The 21,733-nt window shown below is 48.9% G+C and carries 16 protein-coding genes and 1 pseudogene; 16 read left to right on the top strand and 1 reads right to left on the bottom strand.

Going from position 1 to position 21,733, the window contains the following annotated elements:
• The first annotated feature begins 35 nt into the window (after positions 1 to 35).
• From GVY43_RS08085 to GVY43_RS08035, 11 genes are all read left to right on the top strand, one after another.
• A complete protein-coding gene (locus GVY43_RS08085) occupies positions 36 to 3,101 on the top strand; it encodes a glycosyltransferase (protein WP_159562820.1) in 3,066 nt (1,021 codons plus the stop codon).
• On the top strand, positions 3,098 to 5,281 hold the full coding sequence (locus tag GVY43_RS08080; RefSeq protein WP_159562819.1) for a glycosyltransferase: 2,184 nt from the start codon (positions 3,098 to 3,100) through the stop codon (positions 5,279 to 5,281). Before GVY43_RS08085 ends, GVY43_RS08080 begins: the two co-directional genes overlap by 4 nt.
• A 127-nt stretch (positions 5,282 to 5,408) precedes the next feature.
• Entirely contained in the window at positions 5,409 to 6,698 is a 1,290-nt protein-coding gene (locus GVY43_RS08075; RefSeq protein ID WP_074036038.1) for a nucleotide sugar dehydrogenase, read from the top strand.
• Between the two features lie 15 nt (positions 6,699 to 6,713).
• A complete protein-coding gene (locus GVY43_RS08070; protein WP_012727110.1) occupies positions 6,714 to 7,511 on the top strand; it encodes an ABC transporter permease in 798 nt (265 codons plus the stop codon).
• A 10-nt stretch (positions 7,512 to 7,521) separates the two neighbouring features.
• On the top strand, positions 7,522 to 8,409 hold the full coding sequence (gene tagH, locus GVY43_RS08065; RefSeq protein WP_012727109.1) for a teichoic acids export ABC transporter ATP-binding subunit TagH: 888 nt from the start codon (positions 7,522 to 7,524) through the stop codon (positions 8,407 to 8,409).
• 49 nt (positions 8,410 to 8,458) lie between these two features.
• Complete coding sequence (wecB, locus tag GVY43_RS08060; RefSeq protein ID WP_012727108.1) at positions 8,459 to 9,559, top strand: non-hydrolyzing UDP-N-acetylglucosamine 2-epimerase; 1,101 nt, start codon at positions 8,459 to 8,461, stop codon at positions 9,557 to 9,559.
• 81 nt (positions 9,560 to 9,640) lie between these two features.
• Positions 9,641 to 10,117: a hypothetical protein gene (locus GVY43_RS08055; protein ID WP_159562818.1), complete on the top strand. Its 477-nt coding sequence runs from the start codon at positions 9,641 to 9,643 to the stop codon at positions 10,115 to 10,117.
• A gap of 37 nt (positions 10,118 to 10,154) precedes the next feature.
• Positions 10,155 to 11,585 carry an MBOAT family protein gene (locus tag GVY43_RS08050; protein ID WP_159562817.1) on the top strand — a complete coding sequence of 477 codons (1,431 nt, stop codon included), beginning with the start codon at positions 10,155 to 10,157 and terminating at the stop codon, positions 11,583 to 11,585.
• Positions 11,586 to 11,597: 12 nt separating this feature from the next.
• Positions 11,598 to 12,818, top strand: a complete 1,221-nt coding sequence (locus tag GVY43_RS08045; protein WP_159562816.1) for a DHHW family protein — start codon at positions 11,598 to 11,600, stop codon at positions 12,816 to 12,818.
• 40 nt (positions 12,819 to 12,858) lie between these two features.
• Positions 12,859 to 14,172, top strand: a complete 1,314-nt coding sequence (locus GVY43_RS08040) for a glycosyltransferase family 4 protein (RefSeq protein WP_159562815.1) — start codon at positions 12,859 to 12,861, stop codon at positions 14,170 to 14,172.
• Between the two features lie 261 nt (positions 14,173 to 14,433).
• Positions 14,434 to 17,097, top strand: a complete 2,664-nt coding sequence (locus GVY43_RS08035; protein WP_159562814.1) for an immunoglobulin-like domain-containing protein — start codon at positions 14,434 to 14,436, stop codon at positions 17,095 to 17,097.
• A gap of 39 nt (positions 17,098 to 17,136) precedes the next feature.
• Here the strand turns inward: GVY43_RS08035 and GVY43_RS08030 are convergent, their stop codons facing one another.
• Positions 17,137 to 17,430, bottom strand: a complete 294-nt coding sequence (locus GVY43_RS08030; RefSeq protein ID WP_159562813.1) for a hypothetical protein — start codon at positions 17,428 to 17,430, stop codon at positions 17,137 to 17,139.
• Positions 17,431 to 17,615: 185 nt separating this feature from the next.
• Here GVY43_RS08030 and GVY43_RS08025 point away from each other — a divergent pair, with 185 nt between their 5' ends.
• The 5 genes and pseudogenes from GVY43_RS08025 to GVY43_RS08010 all read left to right on the top strand — a co-directional run bounded on the left by GVY43_RS08025 (position 17,616) and on the right by GVY43_RS08010 (position 21,726).
• Complete coding sequence (locus tag GVY43_RS08025) at positions 17,616 to 18,125, top strand: YdcF family protein (RefSeq protein ID WP_074036046.1); 510 nt, start codon at positions 17,616 to 17,618, stop codon at positions 18,123 to 18,125.
• A gap of 102 nt (positions 18,126 to 18,227) precedes the next feature.
• Positions 18,228 to 18,293: pseudogene (locus GVY43_RS16135) on the top strand (zinc-ribbon domain-containing protein); the annotation flags it as partial.
• 12 nt (positions 18,294 to 18,305) lie between these two features.
• Positions 18,306 to 19,595 carry a TcaA 3rd/4th domain-containing protein gene (locus GVY43_RS08020; protein WP_236548940.1) on the top strand — a complete coding sequence of 430 codons (1,290 nt, stop codon included), beginning with the start codon at positions 18,306 to 18,308 and terminating at the stop codon, positions 19,593 to 19,595.
• 11 nt (positions 19,596 to 19,606) lie between these two features.
• Positions 19,607 to 20,032 (top strand): zinc ribbon domain-containing protein, encoded by a 426-nt coding sequence (locus GVY43_RS08015; RefSeq protein WP_159562811.1) that lies wholly within the window; start codon positions 19,607 to 19,609, stop codon positions 20,030 to 20,032.
• The gene (locus GVY43_RS08010; RefSeq protein WP_159562810.1) at positions 20,029 to 21,726 is read left to right on the top strand and encodes a zinc ribbon domain-containing protein; all 1,698 of its coding nucleotides are present in this window, start codon (positions 20,029 to 20,031) and stop codon (positions 21,724 to 21,726) included. The genes GVY43_RS08015 and GVY43_RS08010 overlap by 4 nt, the downstream gene beginning before the upstream one ends.
• Positions 21,727 to 21,733: the final 7 nt, after the last annotated feature.

The following is a 21,733-nucleotide window of genomic DNA, read 5'->3' as shown; positions in this document are numbered from 1 at the left end:
AGCTCGAAAGACTCGATGATTTGGAGGATATGAGGATGGATTGGCAGAAAAAAGCACGTCGCGCCGCTTACCTTGGGGTACAACGGTCGAAGCGACTCGGTCGTAAAGTGTTGAACAAACGCCCGAACAAATCGCATCAACTACGTGAACTCGTACCGAACTGGTATACACGCTCACCTTACGTACACGTTGAAGGGACGGACCTTGTCTTCTCTGGGGACGAGCCGGTCACCGTCACGTACCGACCGAACGCGAGTTCAGATATCATCTCGGTGAACGACCTCGTCGAATCAGGTCAAAAGACGTTCACGGCTATGATGCGTGTCAAATCGCGCGAAGGTCTGATGCCAACGTTGACGTTAGAAGTCGTGCGTAAAGGTGGACGTACTCGTTACGTGACGGTACAGGACGGCGATCAGGTCGATGTGACGCTCGGCATGGGTGAACAAATCGTCCGGGCTCATCTTGAAGTCAACGGGGCAGGAGCGTTCAGCCTCGTCGAGCTAATGCTCGGCAAGCTGTCGCTTTGGACAGTCGAAGGGACGGCTGCGAACGTATCACTTGATGCTTTTGATTTCCGTTATCCGCTTACGTCGTCGTCACTCCGTTCTCTCAAACCACAGAGTGAGATTGCTCACTTCGACGGAGACACGCTCGTCGTCCGTGCCGAAGGGAACCAATACACGCACTATGGCGTCGATGAGATCGCGCTACCACACGTCGATACAGAACGTGGCATCGATTTTGAGACGGGTGATATGGACGATGACTTGTATCGTTTCTATTTGAAAGGGGACCGCACGGGTACAGCGGACGCCTCGCTATTCATCGCGACGTATACGGTGTCTGGGCAGGATCGTTTGATTGAAGTGCCACTCGGACTGAGCGGTATCGTCCGAATCGCACCGTCACACCGTTCCATCCGCTATTTCATCCGCGTGAACGGGTCAGGACAGCTTGAGAACTTGAATATCGGAATGATTCGCGAAAAGAGTGTCCGCCGTGAAGACATCTTGTCCCTCAAACCGGACATGTGGACGATCCCGGCACCCGACCTCATCAAATTGAAGAGTCGAGATGACCAACTCGTCGTCCAGTTGAAAGGCGAGGACGATCAGCGCCGCTATATCTCGTATGCAGAGATGAACAACAGCTTCAAACTGCTCCCGACAGAGTTCCCGTATGAAGTGAAGGCGAACAGTCGTTACCGTGTCACGCTCGATGGTGTAGCCGATGAAGGGGCGAACGTTGTCCTCTACATCATTGCCTACTCGGCGACGGAGCGTCAGATCATGCAACAGGTTCAAATCGGAAGCGAGAAAGTCTTCTACTTTGACCGTGGCATCCGCTTCCTTCGTTTCGCCCTCCGTGTCGACGGTGTCGGAGAGGCTCGGGTCGACCGCATCCGTGTCGCTGAAGAACTCGTCAGCGATGGTACAGAAAACCCGACATGGATGGACGTGCGCGAGGCTCGCTTCTTCGCACCAATCCCACGTGAACTACACGAACTGAAGGTCGCGGCCATCTTCGATGAGTTCACGATGGCATCTTACAAACCAGAATGTCAGCTCATCACGTTCACACCGGACAACTGGAAGACGGTGCTCCTCGATGAGCAACCGGACGTCCTTGTCGTCGAATCGGCGTGGAAAGGGAACGCCGGTGCATGGGAGAAGAAAATCGTCAAATATGGCACGAACACATGGGAAGAGCTCGATGCGCTTCTCGCTTGGTGCCGTTATCACAATATCCCGACCGTCTTTTGGAACAAAGAAGACCCGATTCACTACGACCGTTTCATTGAAACGGCGAAGCGATTCGACTATGTGTATACGACCGACATGAACCGCGTTCCGAACTATAAAGAAGATTGTGGTCATGACCGTGTCGATGCGTTACCGTTCGCGGCACAGCCGAAAGAACATAACCCGATCCGCTTACCGGGGACTCGTGAGCCGTACGCGTGTTTCGCCGGTTCGTATTATGCGAACCGTCACGAATCGCGTAAAGCTGACATGGACAGACTGTTCGCGGCAGCAGACAAGTATGGTCTTGCGATTTACGACCGTAACTATGCGATCAACCAACGCGGGGAGAGCGACCAACTTCAATTCCCGGAACAGTTCCGTCACTCGATTCGCGGCAGTTTGAAATACAACCAGATTGCCAAGGCGTATAAAGGATATAAAGTCATGTTGAACGTCAACTCGGTCAACGATTCACCGACGATGTTCTCACGTCGCGTCTTCGAAGGACTCGCCTGCGCCACACCGGTCGTCAGTACACGCTCGGTCGGGGTTGATGCCATGCTTGGCGATTACGTCTTCCTTGACGACGGAGAATCTGACTTGGATGAAACGTTCCGCCGTTTGATGACAGATGACTCATTCTATGAGGACATCGCGATGCGTGGTATGCGTCACGTGTTGACGTATCACACGTACACGCAACGTCTCGCGAAAATCGTCCAAGACGTCGGCATCCCGTACCGTGTCGACCACGAGAAGATCGCCGTCGTCGCCTTCATCAAGTCGCGCGAAGAGGCAGAACGCGTCGTCGCTCAGTTCGAGGCGCAACGTTATGAGCATAAACATCTCATGATGTTCCTCGATAAGTTCGAGGATCACATCGATGTATACAACACGTATAACACGCCGTCGATCTCGACGTATATGCGTAGCTACTTGACGCACTATACCTCGTTCACGGAGATGGTCGAAGCGTACGATTGGGTCGCCCACTTGAAGTCGGACGATTATTACGGTCCGAACTACTTGAGCGATTATCTGCTCGCGGCACGCTACGCAGAAGCGGACGTTCTGACGAAAGAGGACTACTATACGTATGACGGTCAGCTCGTCAAACAGGATCATGACGAGTCGTATCGTTATGTGTTTGATGCGACACCGTCCCGCTCGATCGTGCAGCCGTCGGCACTCCGTTTCTATACGGTGGAGGAGGCACTCCACATTTTTGAAGCGGATGAGAGCTTGAACGAGCTTGCTCGTTCTGGCAAACGCATCTTCAGTGTCGACCCGTATCAATATGTGAAAGCCGGTGCCGCCATGGATGAAGCGGACCTTCAGGAGGTAACATTATGACGAAGCAACCGCTCCGAATCCTCGTGTACGGGGACGTCAATTTGAACTTGATCGACGGATCGGCCATCTGGCTCACGTCGGTCGTGCATATGTTGAACCAGGACCCGAACATCGAGGTCGACGTGCTCTTGAAGCGCTCGATCGTGAAACCGGAAGTGACGGCGTCGATCAAACAGCTCGACCGCGTCAACTTCATCGACGTCTTCACGGAAGACTCGACGAAGAAAGACGAGCCGTACTATGAGAAGAAGGTGCTCCAGCCGGAAGAGGCGGCCCAACTCATCCACGAGCTCGTCGAGACGAAACAGTATGACATGACGTTCATCCGTGGGTTCCAACTCGCTTATGCGCTCTCCGATTATGAACATACGATGAAAAAGACGTGGACTTATCTCACAGATTTCACGCATGATTCATCGGCCGCGTCACAGGAGGAGTTGGCACGTTTGAAGAAGATTGCGGACCGTTCGGCTCGCATGCTCTGTCAGACGGCGGAGATGAAGGCGTACTTCGAGACGTTTTTACAGACGCCGAAGCCGTTCCTCATCTTGAATCCGATGATCCCGAATATGCGTGAGGCGACGCCGACGTTCAAACGTCAGGCGAAACGTCTCGTCTATACAGGAAAATTCGCGCCACTCTGGTACTCGGCTGAAATTCTCGACGCACTCGAGAAAGTACGAGTCCGGATGCCGGACGTCGAATTGAAAGTGGCAGGAGACAAGTTCAACCAAGACCCGAACAATCCGAACTTCCGTAAAGAAGTGACGCATCGCCTTCAAACGGACGAAGGGGTCCACTGGTTGAAAGGTATCCCGCGTGCGGACGTCGAGACGCTCATCGAAGAGAGTGACATCGGCATCTCGTGGCGTCACCCGGACCTTGACGACAGCCTCGAGTTGTCGACGAAGCTCCTCGAATATGGGGCGCTCGGGAAGCCGGTCCTCCTTAACCGCAACAAGATGCACGAGATGTTGCTCGGGTCGAGCTACCCGCTCTTCGTCAATTCGGAAGACGAATTCATCGAAAAGGTTGAACTCGCCTTCACGCATCCAGCCATCTATAAGGATGCGGCGGAACGGCTCTACAACATGGCGAAGAATTATACGTTCGCCAGCACGTTCGAACGTCTCCGTGACGCGATTTGGGAGATGCAGAAGCCGACGATCCTCTTCGCCGGTCACGACTTGAAGTTCATCCGCATGTTCATGGAACGCTTTGAGGCCGACCCGAGCTACCGGGTCCTCATCGACCAGTGGGATGGACACAAGATTCATGATGTAAATCACAGCAAGGCATGTCTCGCACAAGCAGACGTCATTTTCTGTGAATGGGGCCTCGGCAACGCCGTCTGGTACTCGCAACATAAGTTGCCGCATCAACGCCTCATCGTCCGGATTCATCGTCAGGAGAAAGAAACACCATTTCCACGGGAATATGCGCTCGACAACATCGACCGCATCATCCTCGTCTCACCGTATATGTTAGAAGAGATGCATCGTCTGTTCGGAATCCCGCGTCACCAGATGACGGTCATCTACAACGCCGTCGACGCGGAGAAGCTCGACAAACCGAAACAGGCAGACGATTTGACGTTCCGTCTCGGTATGATCGGCATGAACCCGAAACTGAAGCGTCCGGACCTCGCGCTCGACGTCCTCGAAGAGCTGCTGAAGACGGACAAACGGTACCAGCTCCACTTCAAAGGACACCATCCAAAAGACGTCTATTGGATCGGGAAGCGCGAAGAGGAGAGCGCGTACTACGAGGCGCTACTGAAACGAATCGAGGAGTCAGAACTTCGCGACCACGTCCACTTCGATGGACACGGCAATGACGTCGATACGTGGCTCCAATCGATCGGATTCGTCTTCTCGACGAGTGACTTGGAAAGTTTCCATCTCGCACCGGCCGAAGCGATGGCAGCAGGATCATACCCGCTCATCCGCCACTGGACGGGTGCGGAAACAATTTACCCAGACGAACTACTCGTCACGGATACGTCGAAATTTGTCGATACGATCCTCTCTTATAAAGAAGATACCGAGAAGCTGAAGACGGACGCAAAAGCCTATCAGGCGTATGCCCGTAAACATTTCGCGCTCGATCGTCTCTATCGAGAGATGGAACAAATCATTTCAGGCAAAACACACGAACAATTTGCGACGACATTGTCATGAAAATGTAATTGCACCAAAGAATTGTTCAAGAGTATAATGAGTATTGTTTTATTATCGAATGTGAAATAAAATGATGGACAATGCGCTATTTAAAAAGCGCGTCAAAACATTTGGAGGTTACCACACAATGAAAGTATGTACAGTAGGTCTTGGATATATCGGATTACCGACATCGGCTGTCTTTGCGAACTATGGCGTCGACGTCGTCGGAGTCGATATCTCACAACATGTTGTTGATAAATTGAACCGTGGAGAAATCCACATTGAAGAGCCAGGTCTCGGCGAAATGGTCGCAGACGTCGTGGCAAAAGGGAAGTTCCGTGCATCACTCTCTCCAGAGAAAGCAGATGCCTTCATCATCGCGGTCCCAACACCGAACAACGACGACGAGCACAAATCATGTGACTTGACGTACGTCTTGGATGCGACACGCAAAGTGTTGCCATTCGTTGAAAAAGGCAACGTCATCATCGTTGAGTCGACAATCGCACCACGTACGATGGACGACTTCGTCAAACCACTCGTTGAAGAAGCTGGATTCACTGTCGGTGAAGACATCTATCTCGTACACTGCCCAGAGCGCGTATTGCCTGGACAAATCCTTCATGAGCTCGTGCACAACAACCGCATCGTCGGTGGGATCACGACAGAATGTGCAGAAGCAGGCGCACGCGTCTACGGTACATTCGTTGAAGGTGAAATCGTGAAAACGGATGCGAAGACGGCAGAAATGTCGAAACTCATGGAAAACACGTTCCGTGACGTCAACATCGCACTCGCGAACGAACTCGCAAAAGTATGTAACGACTTAGACATCAACGTTCTTGACGTCATCGAGATGGCGAACAAGCACCCACGTGTCAACTTGCATAGCCCAGGACCAGGTGTCGGTGGACACTGTCTCGCGGTCGACCCGTACTTCATCGTCGCGAAATCACCTGACCTCGCGAAAATCATCAACTTGTCACGTGAGACGAACGTCTCGATGCCACACTACGTTGCAGACAACGTTCAGAAGTTGACTGCTGGAATCGAAGACGCGAAAGTCGCTGTCTTTGGTGTGACATACAAAGGAAACGTCGACGACATGCGTGAAAGCCCAGCGGTTGAAATCGCTGAAATCTTGCTTGACCGTGGTGTGAACATCTCTGTTCACGATTCACACGTTGAAAAATCAACATCAAGCCGTTTCGAGCTCGTTTCAAAAGAAGAAGCACTCAAAGACGCAGACCTCGTCCTCGTATTGGTTGACCACAACGAGTTCAAAGTCCTCGACTTTGCAGAGCTCAAGTCATCAATGCGTCGTCCGATGATCTTCGACACACGTAACATCGTGAAACCAGAAGGTGAAGACGTAGCGGTCGTCAACTACGGCAACCTCTACAAATATACAAAGGAAACGAATCTCGTTCTTTGATTCAGGTGAATGAACATGTTTAAATCCGCGAAAGCTATTCTTTCAGAGCTAAAGTCGAGCTTGTACTTGATTTTCCGTCTCGCCACGTATGAGACGCGAAGCAACAACTCGATGCAGTACCTCGGATTTTTATGGGAGTTCGTGACACCGTTATTGCAGATTGGAGTTTACTGGTTCGTATTTGGATTTGGTATTCGAAGCGGCAGGCCGATTGATGGCGTGCCGTTTCTGCCATGGTTGGTCGCAGGGATTGTCGTCTGGTTCTTTATTGCCTCGGCGATCACCTCGACGGCCCGGTCCGTCTATTCGAAAATCGGCATGGTCTCCAAAATGAGCTTCCCAATCTCGACGATTCCGGCATACGTCTTGCTCGCACTCTTCTATCGCCACGTGGCGTTAGTCGGTGTCTCGTTTATCTTGATGTGGGCATTCGGATTCCCGATGGGGCTACATTCGCTCTGGTTTATCTACTTGGCGTTCAGTGCGCTTGCACTACTTTACTCGCTCGCCTTGATTACGTCCGCGCTCACGACAATCGTGCGCGATCTACAAAACCTTCTTCAGTCGATGATGCGGATGTTGATGTATTTGACACCGATTTTTTGGGTGCCGCCGGCGAAGCTCGCGAATATCCTACAAATCAATCCGCTCTATTATTTAGTCGAAGGATATCGGTCGATGTTCCTCGGAACCGACTGGTTGGCGACTAACTGGGCTTACGGTCTCTATTACTGGGCCATCGTCTTCGTTCTCTTCTTCGTCGGGTCGATGATTCATTTGCGTTTCCGTCGACACTTCATCGATTACATTTGAGGAGGACCTTATGTACCAGGTTAAATTTGAAAACGTATCGAAACGATATACGCTTTATAACAAGCAATCTGATAAGCTGAAAGAGATCTTCTTCAGTAAAGCAGGGGGCAAACAGTTTTACGCGCTTCGCAATGTCACGTTTGAAGTTCCACCCGGGGAAGTGGTCGGGATTATCGGCATTAACGGGTCAGGGAAGTCGACGATGTCGAACTTGTTGGCTGACGTCATGCCGCCGACTCACGGAAAAATCGAACTTCACGGAAAGACGGCGTTGATTGCGATCTCTTCTGGTTTGAACGGCAACTTGACTGGGCTCGAGAACATCGAGCTCAAAGGGTTGATGCTCGGGATGACGAAACAAGAGATTATCGATTTGACACCGGCCATCATTGAGTTCGCCGATATCGGTGACTTTATCAATCAGCCGGTCAAGACGTACTCGAGCGGGATGAAGTCCCGTCTCGGATTCGCCATCTCGATCAACGTCGACCCGGACATTCTCGTCATCGATGAGGCGCTCTCGGTCGGGGACCAAACGTTCACCGACAAGTGTCTCGCCAAGATGAACGAGTTCAAAGATCGTGGGAAGACGATTTTCTTCATCAGTCACTCGGTCTCACAAGTTCGCCAATTCTGTACACTCGGCCTTTGGCTCGAGTTCGGAGAAGTGCGCGAATATGGACCAGTCGATGAAGTCGTTCGGGAGTACAACAAGTTTTTGAAATGGTTCCGCAACTTGTCTAAAGAGCAACAAGACTCGTTTAAAGCCGACAAGCTCAAACGTCGTACGACGGTCGTCGATGCGACAGAGCTCGGAGAGACATACATCTTACCGCCTTTGACAGAAGAACAACTACAAACACGCCATTCGTCGGTCGCTGTATCGAACGAAGCGTGAGCAATTGGGAGGAGGAAGCACGGCGAAGTCAGACCGTGCGAAACGACCTATGAAAAAAGTCATGACCGTCTTTGGGACGCGACCAGAAGCCATCAAAATGGCACCACTCGTACTTGAGTTGAAAAAACGTGAAGGGGTAGAACCGATTGTCGTCGTGACAGCGCAGCACCGTCAAATGCTTGACCAAGTGCTCGAGTTGTTCGAAATCAAACCGGACTATGACCTCGACATCATGAAGGACAAGCAGACGCTTTACGATGTCACATCACGCGTATTGAAAGGGATGGGCGAAGTTATCGCTGAAACGAAACCAGACATCGTGTTGGTCCACGGGGACACAACGACGACATTCGCGGCATCACTCGCAGCCTTCTACAACCAAGTCGCAGTCGGTCACGTTGAGGCTGGCTTGCGCACACACAATAAATATTCACCATTCCCGGAAGAGATGAACCGCCAATTGACGGGTGTCATGGCTGACCTTCATTTCGCACCGACGGAAACGTCGCGTGACAACCTCCTTCGTGAAGGCAAGAACGAAGAGATGATCTTCGTCACAGGGAACACGGCAATCGACGCACTCAAAACGACAGTCCGTGACGACTATGCGAGCGAATTGCTCGACAGCATCCGTTCACAAGGTCGTCGTCTCGTCATGTTGACGGCACACCGTCGTGAGAACTTGGGTGAGCCGATGCGTAACATGTTCCGTGCGGTCCGTCGCTTGATCGAGAAGTATGATGACATTGAAGTCGTGTATCCGGTCCACATGAACCCGGTCGTTCGTGAACTCGCTAACGAGATTCTTCACGATGTCGAACGCGTCCACTTGATTGAACCGCTCGACGTCTTCGACTTCCATAACTATGCGGCGACGTCGCACTTGATCTTAACGGATTCAGGTGGCGTACAAGAAGAAGCACCATCTCTCGGTGTACCTGTCCTCGTCCTTCGTGACACGACAGAACGTCCAGAAGGTGTAGCTGCAGGAACACTCAAACTCGCAGGGATTGAAGAAGAGAACATCTTCTCACTCGCGGATGAGCTCTTGTCTGACGAAACGGCATACAAAGCGATGTCACAAGCATCGAACCCGTACGGTGATGGTGAGGCGTCACGTCGAATCGTCGATGCCATCCTTGCCAACTAAATGAAAACGAATAGAGTTGTTTTGTGCCCGGCACAGCAACTCTTTTCTGTATCATTATCCTAATGATTCGGAGGTGCTTGCATGTCAACGAAGCGAATTCGTCCGGCGATTTACCATTACTATCCGCGTGGACCACATAAAAATCATATGTCGATGCGCGAAGAGGAATACAAGACAGAGGTCACCTTTTTACCTCAATCGCTAAAGGACTCGATTTATGTTCAACTATTTGACTTGAAATTTGAAATTCCCCCATCGAAAATCTTTTTGGCTGATGCCAAGATGGATGAAGGGGATGAAATGGAAGTCAACACATCCGTTTATGTCGAAGGCGACCGCGCCATCCGACTAGAATTGTACGTCATGCAGTATTCAGACGAAGAACGTTTATCGAATAAGCGTTTCATGCTCACATTGAACCCAGGGGTGAACCCCGTTGTAGAAGTCGTCAAACAAATGGAAGATGCCAAGTATTTCAAGATGTCCTACAAATACATCGTAGAAACGCTTGAACCGACCACTGTACGATTTGATGATCTCTATGTGACGTTCCGCTAAGCGGAGCAAGTCTTAAGGGAGAAAGGGACCATACGGTATGTTATTTAGTTCCACGGTATTCTTATTTTATTTCTTACCGGTCGTGCTGCTGCTGTATTTCGTGTCACCACGCTGGTTAAAAAATACGATTTTACTCGTCTCAAGTTTATTTTTCTATGCATGGGGTGAACCACGGTTCGTCTTAATCATGCTCGCATCGATTGTCATGAACTATGTGTTCGGCTTTATGGTCGACAAGTATCGTGATGATGCAAAGAAAATCAAATGGACGATGGTGCTCATGCTTCTCGGGAACCTCGGGATGCTTGGGGTCTTCAAGTACGCGAGTTTCTTCGTTGAGAACGTCAACTCGGTATTTGGCTTCTCGCTGAACGACCCGGATATTCCTCTTCCGCTCGGGATTTCATTCTTTACATTCCAAGCGATGAGTTATGTCATCGATGTGTATCGAAACGATGGGCGTCTACAGAAGAACTTGTTTGACTTGGCACTTTACGTATCGTTCTTCCCACAATTGATTGCCGGACCGATCGTCCGTTATCAAACGGTCGCAGATGAAATCGTGGACCGCCGTGAGACAGTCGATGACTTCGTCTCTGGGATTCAACGATTCGTCATTGGTCTAGGGAAGAAAATGATTTTAGCGAACAGTTGTGGATACGTCGCGGATCAGGTATTCAGTCAATCGGCCGGGGATTTGTCGACGACACTCGCCTGGATCGGTGTCATCGCTTACTCGCTACAGATTTACTTTGATTTCTCAGGTTATTCGGATATGGCGATCGGTCTCGGTCGGATGTTTGGGTTCCATTTCCTTGAGAACTTCAATTATCCGTATATTTCAAAATCAGTGTCTGAGTTTTGGCGTCGCTGGCACATCTCGCTCGGAAGCTGGTTCCGAGATTATGTGTACATCCCGCTCGGCGGGAATCGTCAAGGCCCATGGAAGACGTATCGCAACTTGACCATCGTTTGGTTATTGACCGGGGTATGGCACGGTGCGAGTTGGACATTCATCGCATGGGGATTATACTATGGGATTTTCATCATGCTCGAACGGGCATTTCTTGGGAAATGGCTTGCCGCATGGCCGGCATGGCTCGCCCACGCGTTCACGCTCTTCATCGTCGTCATCGGTTGGGTATTCTTCCGTGCCGATAACTTCACGTACGCAACAGAGTATCTGCAAGTGATGTTCGGATTACACGGAGGTGAAGTATTCGATCAAACGGCATATTACTACATTGTTCAGTACGGTGTCGTGCTTGTCATCTCGATGATTGCTGCTACACCGCTTCCGAAAATGCTAGTCGCCCGCTTCTTGCGTCATGAAGTGAGTACGGATCGTCCTGTGCTTGCTGCAAGCGCTGGTCTTGCACGAGCGGCGTATATCATGCTCATTTTCGGTATCTCGATTTCATATGTCGTATCGAGTACATTTAACCCATTCATTTATTTCCGGTTCTAAGGAGGGCTGACAATGGAACAACAAACCAAAAGCGAACAAGTCCGTTCGAAAAGGCGGCGCCTTTCTTGGGTGGTCAACAGTATCCTATTGATCGGCTTCCTTGGCACCATCTTTTATGGACTCGCCGTTTACGCCTTTGGCACCGAACAAGCACGTTCGGATAGTGAGGGACGGATGCTAGCACAGCGCCCGGATCCATCTGTCGAGACGATTCTGGATGGAACGTATATGGAAGAGTTCGAGGCATCAGCAAACGATCAGGTGTTTGAGCGTTACATGTGGATTGAGACACAAGCTTGGGTGCAACGTAACGTTCTGCAACAACAGATGAACAATGGTGTCATCAGTATCGATGAGTTCTTGTATGCACCAGATCCTGTGGCGAGTGACTATTCGTCACTTGGGGTCTTCTTTAAAGAATTTCAAAAAGAGATGAGCGAAGCTGACATTCCATCTTACTTCGCATCGGCCCCAAGTAAACCGGTCTATGCGACAAGACAAGGAATCTTCCCAGATTACATCGAGTCGGCAGATGCAGAAAACCGAGGACAGCTTCATGCTCGTCTTGAAGAGAATGAGATTCCGCTCATCGACTTAGAAGAAACGCTTGGCGATCAGCCAGGAAAAGATATTTACTTTAAGACGGATCACCACTGGCGTCCGGAAGGGGCATTCATGGCTTATAAACAAATCATGGAACGCTTAAGCGAGCAGTTCCCTGATGCTCCTGCCTTATCGATGGAGGATATGGAAATCAAATCGGTAGACGGTCCGTTTTATGGATCTCATGCCCGTGAAATTTCGATGCCTTACGTCGAGTCACCTGATCAATTTACGTACCTTGAACCGAAAGACGGATTTACTACGACAGTCTGTCGAAATGGCGATGACTGTGGTCATTCGGTCCTAGATACGGATGTTTTGAAGAACTCGACGAAATTCACGAACTACTACAACTTGTTCATGGGTGATAACTATGCCCAATCGAAAATCACACAAAACAATCCGAAAAATGATTATCACTTGCTCGTCTTAAAAGATTCGTATGCGAACCCGATGCTTGGCTATCTTGGAGAGTCATTCGGAACGGTGTCAGCGCTTGATGTCCGTTACTTCGACGACTATGATGTCAGCATTGCGGATTACGCAAAAGAAAATGAGGTAGATGCGGTGCTGTTCGTTCACAACGATCGCATCCGTGGTCTTGGTTCGATGTATCAAGAAGGCTTGTAACCCTAATCAATCGATTACGGAGAAAAGGTAGGTGCTCATCATGAACATATTACTACCGGTGTTTTTTCACTCCGCAATGGGAGGATTACACCTCCATATCTTATCTTCTTTGAAAGTGTTTCTACGAGAGGGGCATGAGGTGACCGTTGTCTGTAAGCCTGGTCCCTTTGCCGATGAAGTAAGGAAACTCGGCGGGCAAGTCGTCGAGACGGACTATTCGAGTGAAGACGTGCAATGTGTCATCGATCAAATCCGATCACAGCCGTTCGATGTCGTGTATGCGCATCCGTTCGACGCGCGTCAATTTGGTCTCGCAGTGGCGGAGGCGAACGCAATCCCGTTCGTCCTCGTCATCCACGGGATGTATTATGATGAGATTGAGCAGTATCATCCGAGCGTCTCGCGAGTGATTGCGGTATCGGAACGGATTGCTACTCACCTGACTGAGCACTGTCCGGAAATCGAATCAAAACTTACTGTCATCCCTAATGGGGTCGATGCGACTTTTGTTCCGTCGGAGGAAACATCTCCATCAGAACGTATCGTAGGCTTATTCACGTCTCGCCTGGATGCGGACAAACTGTTTATACTAGACGTCTTCTTAGATGCACTAGAAGACGAGACGGTACGGTCTTTACCGATTGACTGGTTGATTATCGGTGACGGAACACAGCGAGATAAATACGCCGAGCGTTATGAAGCTGCACTGGCAGGGACAGGACAGAACATTGAATGGCTTGGTTGGCTAGAACAAAGCCAACTCCCTGAAGCGATGCGGCGTGCCGATTTTGTCATCGGTCCCGGACGGTCTGCGCTGGAAGGGATGGCGCTCGGTAAACCGACCATCGCTGTCGGAAGCAAAAGCTATCAAGGCTTGGTCACTCCTTCGACGTGGCAAGATATCGCGAGTACGAACTTCGGAGGCATCGGGAATAAGTATGAAGGGTATTCACCAGGACAAATCGGTGAGGCGATTCTCGAGTTGATGGATGAGACGAAGCGACGGAACCTTGCGAGCTTCTCGGCTACACTCGTCGATCAACATTTTCGAGACGAACAATCGCAACAACGCCTACTCGAGGTGCTTGAACAGGTGATAGAAGAAGGTGCTCGAGAAATCGATTTGGTCGAGCGCTATCCTCATATTCGTTATGATCAACTTCATGCTCGTCGTTCGAACCGAATCTGTACATGGAAATTGACAGATCGGGAACAACGACTTGAAGAGACACGCGATGAGTTAGTGACGACCAAACGACAGCTCGACCAAATGCTTATGATGAATGAGGAACAGTCTTTGGAAATCGAGAAGTTGCGAATGGAACTTCAGCGATTATCTGATGAAACGGAATAGCGACTTATGGAAAGAGAACTTCGAATCAGAAGTTCTCTTTTTGAATATAGCGAACTTATTCATTGTTTATGTGATAAATGTCACCAAAAGTCTTCTGACACCATAATAGTCAAAATAAGTATTTTTTATGTTACTTTTGTATTATTTATATTACAAAATTTACATATTTATTTCGTTTTCGGGGTAAAAATGATTACCACCTTAGAGGCACGCACATCATGTATACCTGTCGCCTTGTAGTTAGTAAAGGAGGATGCATGAATGAAAAAAGTCGTTGCTCTTTTTTTGTGTTTTTTCTTACTTGTCGGATTTACCATTGTACCGGGGTCGAAGGTTGAGGCAAGTTCATCTGTGACCCATGTCTACTCACCAAAATCGTATACACACTATGGAGGAGTTACGTATGCGGTTAAGAAATTTACTTATCCAAAAAGTGTGAAAGTCAAATTATCTAACGGGCGGTACGCTTATCGTTCAGTGAAATGGTCGAAAGTCAGTTTTCAAAAAGAGTACTTGAATCGAACTCAACGAATCGTTGGAAGCGTTCAAGGCACGAACAAGAAAACGACCTGGTATGTGAGAGTGAAGAACTATCCGATCAAGGTTTCAACGCCAATCATTCGTGCGGTCGGAAAAGGTCAAAAGGCGAATTTGCCGACCAAATTAACTGCTTATTTTGCAAATGGTCAGCGTTCCACTTATCCATTGGAGTGGGGCCCAGCATACACAAGTAAGCTAGGAACAAGAATGGTCAGCTATAAAGCTCGTGGATTAAACTTATACTTCAGTGGAAAAGCGAAGCTTGTGGTGCGAGATGTTCATTTGACCCAACCCGTTTTTTCCATTTTGACGAACAATGAACAGATTCAGGCCGTAGGTAAAATTCATTATCCGGCTCGAGGCGTACGTCACTACTTGATTGCTGAAAACAGAGAAACCAAAGTACAGTATAAAAAGTTGATTTATCCTGAACAAGATGGTTCTTACAAAGTGGCATCTCTACCGCTCAAACCTGCGTCCTATAATATGTATGTCCAGTCGGGCGTCAAGCGGACATCACCGGTGGTCGTTACATTAAAAGGCGGACAGGTTCCGGGTGATTCGGAATCGGATATTCGCAATCTATTAAAAGGTCTATTATTGAATATCCAAGTGGCGAATCCGTTGTTGAATGACATCGTCTTCCCGCAAATTGACGGTGTGACATTCTCGATTGATTCAAACAAGTCGGCTTTGTCGAGTACTGGTAAAGTGACGCGCGGAACGAATGATGAACTTGTGACGTTCACGATTCAAGCGAAACGTGGGGACATCACGGAATCAATCACCTACAATAACATTTTGATTCCGAAGCGCTCCCAGACGGACGAAGAAGAGCTCGACCTCTGGCTCAACAGCATTCAAATCGATAACCCGCTCACGAAGAATATCGAATTGCCGTCCTATCCGGGTGTCGTCTTCTCGATTGAATCGAGCAATCCATCAGTCGTCTCCACTTCTGGTGTCGTTACGAGAGGAAATCAAGACATGTATGTCAATTTGACCGTACGGGCAACGAAGGGAGCGGTGACGCGTACGAAGTCCTTCCCGAATATCCTCGTACCGAAAAAAGATTCATCGGCGGACAGTATCATTGATGATTACTTGAATCGACTGGTCATCTCAAGCCCAGTGACTTCAAATATCACACTCCCACCTCTTGCTGGGGCGACGGTGACCTTGACGTCTTCGAATCAAGCGGTTATTACAAACAGTGGGATTGTCACACGAGGTACGACGGACCAATCCGTTTCGCTCGTCGTCACAGTGACAAAAGATGGGGTCACGAAAACGAAAATTTTCCTCGGTTTACTTGTACCGAAGAAAGAAGGCGGGGCTGAAGGGGAAGTAGATGACTACTTGGCAGCACTGTCGATTACAAGTCCACTCACATCGAACATTGTCCTACCGCCATTCACTGGTGGTACAACGACGCTGTCCTCATCGAATCCAGCGGTCGTCTCGAACAGTGGGGTTGTCACACGTGGCACGACGGATCAAACGGTGTCGATTACGGTCAATGCGACGAAGGACGGTGTGACGAAATCACGTACCTTCTCGAATTTGCTTGTACCAAAAGATGATGCGTTGTTGACAGCCGAGCTCGATGCGGCTTTAAATGCCATCAACCTTGGTAATCTCATTAACCTGTCGACCAACATCTCACTTCCGTCCGCATCAAACGGAATCAATGTCAGTTGGTCCTCGAATCAACCGGGTGTCATCTCGAACACCGGGGTGATTGAACAAGATCCGACCGATGTGAAATCGTTCATCCTGACGGCTTCGGTCACAAAGAACGGATTGACTCGGACGAAGACGTTTAGTGGGTCGGTTGCAGCGAATGTTCAGTTGGTATTAGCAGACGATGTGACGAAAGTTAAGTCGTCATTCGGGACGCTGTATCCGGTATTTGATTTGTCGTTACCAACGAGCTTGAATGGTACTCCGCTCACATGGACCTCAAGTAACCCGGCACTGATGACGAGTACGGGGGACGTTCGGGAAAATGATGTGGTCACGCCATTTACCTTGACCGTCAGCAATGCTAGTACAAATCAAATCATCAATATGTCCACACAAGATGTCGATACGGGGTTACTCGGTGGGTTGCTCGATTCGCTTGGAACCCTTTTGAATCCAGTTGTGAGCGCATTGACGGGTAATGCGCAAACAGCAACTCTGCCAACGCAGTATGGAGGTTTACTTGGAATCGGGGCGAAGAGCATCACGAATTGGGAGAGTTCACACCCGGATCTCGTGACGATTCAAGGATCCAATGTTACCATCCAACGAGATGACCAAGAGCATATCGTTGTCTTGCGAGCGAAATATGAAGGAATCGATCAACCGATTCCATTTATCGTCAAATTATCGAAACGATAACAAAAAACGGAGTCGCATCATGCGACTCCGTTCTTTTAGTCAATGTGTTGTGAAGCGAGCTGGTCCAATCGAAGAGACGAGACGTGTCGCTGCACGTAAGCAATCCAGCTGTCTCGTATACACACGGCTCACATCAGAAAATGCAGAGGGGAGATGGTCTGAGTCGAGGGGACCTTGTCGCATATAAGGAGATTCCCCGGCGCCAAGCGGTGTCGGATGAATCACAAACTTAAAGTGAGATGGGTCGAGCTCGACGACTTCGATTTCTGCAAACAATCGTGCATCGCGTGTATACAAGAAGCGGGTGGATAACCATTTATCTGAATCTGTCATGGGTCACCAGTCCTCCCTCAAAAAGTCTTACCTCCTTTATCTTAAAACATTTTATGGTTATTTGGTAATTTTATTTCATATATATCCCAAAACACTGACTATAATTTGTAAAAAGAATGGATTCGTGCAATCTTTCTCTTGATTAAGTATGGTTAAAAGAGAATGGACGAATATGAGGTGACAATATGAGAAAGAACGCGACTGGTACATACCGGTTTGTCATCATCCTTGGGGCGAAAGTGAATGGGACTCGACCGTCCCGCGCGCTCCAACATCGAATTGACGTAGCGGCCGCCTATGCGAAGGCACATCCTCATGTCGAACTGATCGCAACAGGTGGACAGGGACCAGATGAAGGGATGGCGGAGGCGCGTGTCATTGAACGAGAACTGATGGCGCAAGGAATCGATGCAACACGGATTCATGTGGAAGCGACATCGACGTCGACAATCGAGAACTTTGAGCATAGCCGCTCAATTTGGGACGGAGCGTCCGGTGTGACAATCGTGACAAATGATTTTCATGTGCCGCGCGCTCGTCTGATTGCGAGACTGTACTTTCAGCTCGAGAGTGATGCTTTGTATGCACCGACCCCACCGCTTGCGAAAGGGCGATATATGATTCGTGAAATGTTGGCGTATGTGAAGTTGTTGGGACGTTACGTATTTAATCGAACATGGACGAGGAAAGAGTAGATAATTCTACTCTTTTTCATTTACTTTTATTGTAAATAAATAACGGTATACTTATATAAAATATGGTAAGATAACTCGTATTATGCTATAGAGAGGTGAATTATGAACTGTCCAAATTGTTCAAAAGAACTGAGTACTACGCAACAGTTCTGCCCAAATTGCGGCACGAAGGTGGAAACAATGGCTTCAATGGAAGAAGTGAAACCGACACCACCCGTTGAAACGAAGATCCCATCTTCCAAAAAACGAGTCGGAAAAGGCTTATTGATTACGGTATTATCTTTATTATTGATTGCAGGTGCGACATATTTTGGATTTTATCAATTCATGTATACCCCTGAAAAACAAATCGAACAGATTCGCAAAGCTATCACGAGTGAGGATGCCAAGGCACTCGCCCCGTTATTACGACTCAAGGAAGCAGACGTGACAGAGGCCCAGGCAACGGACTTATTGACAGGACTGAGCCAAGCGGAATTGATGGAATCGACAGTGGACTATTTAGACCGTGCTAGTCGTTCCATCGGAGCATCGAATGAGGGACTTCCGCTTCGTTTACGGGAAATCGGCAAATCGTACGGTGTATTCAAGCGATATGGTCTTGAGTTGATTCCTCAGACGATGTATGTGTCGAGTAACTTTGATGCCATCACAGTGTCTTTGCCTGACCCATATGGGAAAGAAAAACTGGCTTCTGAAGGAGATCAAGTCGTCATTCGGGATGCGTTTCCCGGTATGGTCGAAGTCGCTGTGAAATACGATGGTCAATATGGACAAGATCAAGCGGTCAAAACGTTCAATAGTCTGGAGTCGTCCAATTCAGATGAACCGTTCATGGTCGCGTTCAAAGGATTGAGTGTCGAGCTAGATCAAACCTACGAAGACGCTCCGTTGATTGTGAATGGGGAAGATTCAGGCAAAACGATTGGAGAATGGAAGACATACGGACCCGTTCCGAAACAAGGCGTAACGTTGAGTACTTATATTGACATGCCATGGGGGACGGTAGAATCCAAACAGGTTCTCGCTAAGCCGGGTAGTAAGCCGGTCAAGTTTGACCCGCAAGTGAATGCTGACACAATTGGGTTCACAGAGGACATCATCACGCGTCACGCCGAAGAATGGGTGAACTTCATGTATTACGAGGACTTGAGTGCATTGACGGTTGTCACGGATGAGGCTTACTTGGCCAAACAACAAAAAACTTATGACATCATGCAATCAGAAAACCAGGAATGGTATGGCTCGTTCGATGGGGTAGAAGTGATTAACCAAAAAACGAAACTTACGACATGGAATAAAAAGATGGCGATTGAGACGGAAGCGGTCATTGGTATTAACAGTCAATTTATGACGGATGGCGAAGAAGACGCGCCTCAACGTTTAGTGAAATCAAGGTTTCGCTATGTCATCGCCGAACCATATGATGATGGAACGTATCATATCGTAGAAGCGACATATTTAGAATAGGAGAGATGAACATGACAATGTGGCAACAACAGTCTGCGCTATTAGATACAGCGGAGAGTATCAAGGACTTACAGGCTCGAATGGAAAAATCAAAAAAGGCTCGGGGGCAATTGCTTCTTGAACTCGGACAACAGCAGTATCGTCAATTGATGCAGCAAGGACGTTCGGAAGAAGTGGCGAAGATTATGGAACAGGATGTCCTCATCTATGAGGCGAGCCGGCGCATCCGAGATATGCAAGAAGCGCTCAAACCACATCGCTGTACATCGTGTGACGCATCGCTCGATAAGGATGCAAAATTCTGTGGTTCATGTGGTACACCGGTCCCGCAACCGGACGTCCGTCCGAAACAAGCATGCAATTCTTGTGGTTCCCCACAACCGCTTGATGCATCGTATTGTGCATGCTGTGGAGGGAAGATGGAGGTGACTGCATGAGGTATTGTCACCAATGTGGTCATGCAAATGAGGACCACAATCAATATTGTGAACGGGACGGTGTCCAACTAGAAGGGACAGATACGTCGTATCGTTTTGACGTATCGACCGGTCAATTTTGTACGAGTTGTGGCAATGCTAGGGCAGCGCATGAATTATATTGTCATGCTTGCGGCCAAACGGCACTCGAACCGTCGACAAGTGTCAATCGGATGGAAGAGTCACTTCGTACGGTCGCCGCGACCGGGACACAAGTGATGTCACAATTGAGACGAGTTGCCGGAAAACGAGACGGCACAATGAAGTTGTCCTTTTCAACTGAATCGCTCCGGTCATTACGTATCAATCAGACAGACGTGGTACGCGGATCGTTGTTCGGTCTTGGATTCTTACTCGTTCTTCTGTTGATTGCAGGAAGTCTGGTCGCGATGCTACCGGCGGAGGCCATTCCATCACTTGCCGATGAACTCGAAATTAACATTTCGTCGTTTAATGCAACGATGTTCCTCGCTTTTCTCATCGGTGCAAAAGTGTACTGGTCCGTCACGACAGAACAGGTGAATCAGTTTATCGCGAGTCTCGGTGCAGGGATTGGAGATTTCTTGCGAATCGAAGGGGCTGTGGATGCTCAATTTGGAAACTACTTCATGATGTATGGTGGAATATTCTTGATGATTGCCGTTGTGTATGTCTTGATTCGACAGACATCGACGTTGAGCGATGTGCTCAGTCGTATGGCGGGATTCATGGTGACGGTTCTCGTCGGGTATGGATTGATTTACGCCTTCGCTTTTCATCCACCACTCTTTGAAGTCGCATGGATCAAAACCATTGCGGCGACAACCTTGATGGTCCTCTTTGCTCTCGGGTTGGCTTATTTGATTACGATGCCGTTCCAGGGAGAGTGGAAGATTGCGCAACAAGGCGTTCGTGCGTTATTGACCGTCACACTCGTATCGACGTTCGTCGGTATTGGTTACTTTGGTCTTCAACTCAGTAAAATCGATGAGGGAGAACGCCTCGAGTTTATCGACAGCGAAGAAATGCTGTATTTGACTGGACAAGCGGCGAGTATGAATTGGCAGACCATCGGACATGGAGGAGAGCAAGCACTCTCACTTCAATCTCCATTAGGTTCTTATGAAATTGGCATGTCGTTGTTTGGGGAGACCGCCCCAGAAAAAATTGCGAATTCAATTGAAACAGTAAGCGAAGGATTTGGTGGGGTAGAGGATGTCTTGTGGCAATCATTCTCCGATACCGAAGGACCGGCCAATTCAATTGGCAAGCCTGTCGATATGATCACCGTCTCACCGATGATTTTTGGGACGTTGACCGAAATGTATGAGGCGGATCTCGCAAATGATGAAACGCGTTCTGAAGCGTTGTACAAGGACGGTGTCTTCTCCTGGTTGCTGATATTATTAGTCTTGAATGTCGTGATTTATGCTATGTTCGCTAAGGGGCATGTTCACTCATGGCAGGCAGGAATCTGGTTTGTGGCTCCGGCACTCCTTGCATTCATCGTCTGGCAGTGGTTCTTGAATAACGGCATGTTCGTTGAGTTGAACGGTGTTCGGATTTTAGGCGTTGCCACGGACGGACTGAGTATCGCAGGAACGTTCATTGCGCTCGTCTTGATCACGATGGGGGCGCTCCTTGGTTGGGGAATGAGAAAATTGAATATCAACTAAGCGAAAC

The sequence above is a fragment of the Exiguobacterium sp. 8H genome (genome assembly GCF_902506255.1).
In the GTDB taxonomy this organism is placed as follows: domain Bacteria; phylum Bacillota; class Bacilli; order Exiguobacteriales; family Exiguobacteriaceae; genus Exiguobacterium; species Exiguobacterium profundum.
Note: the sequence above shows the minus strand (reverse complement) of the source record. Positions and strands in the feature narration are given on the sequence as shown.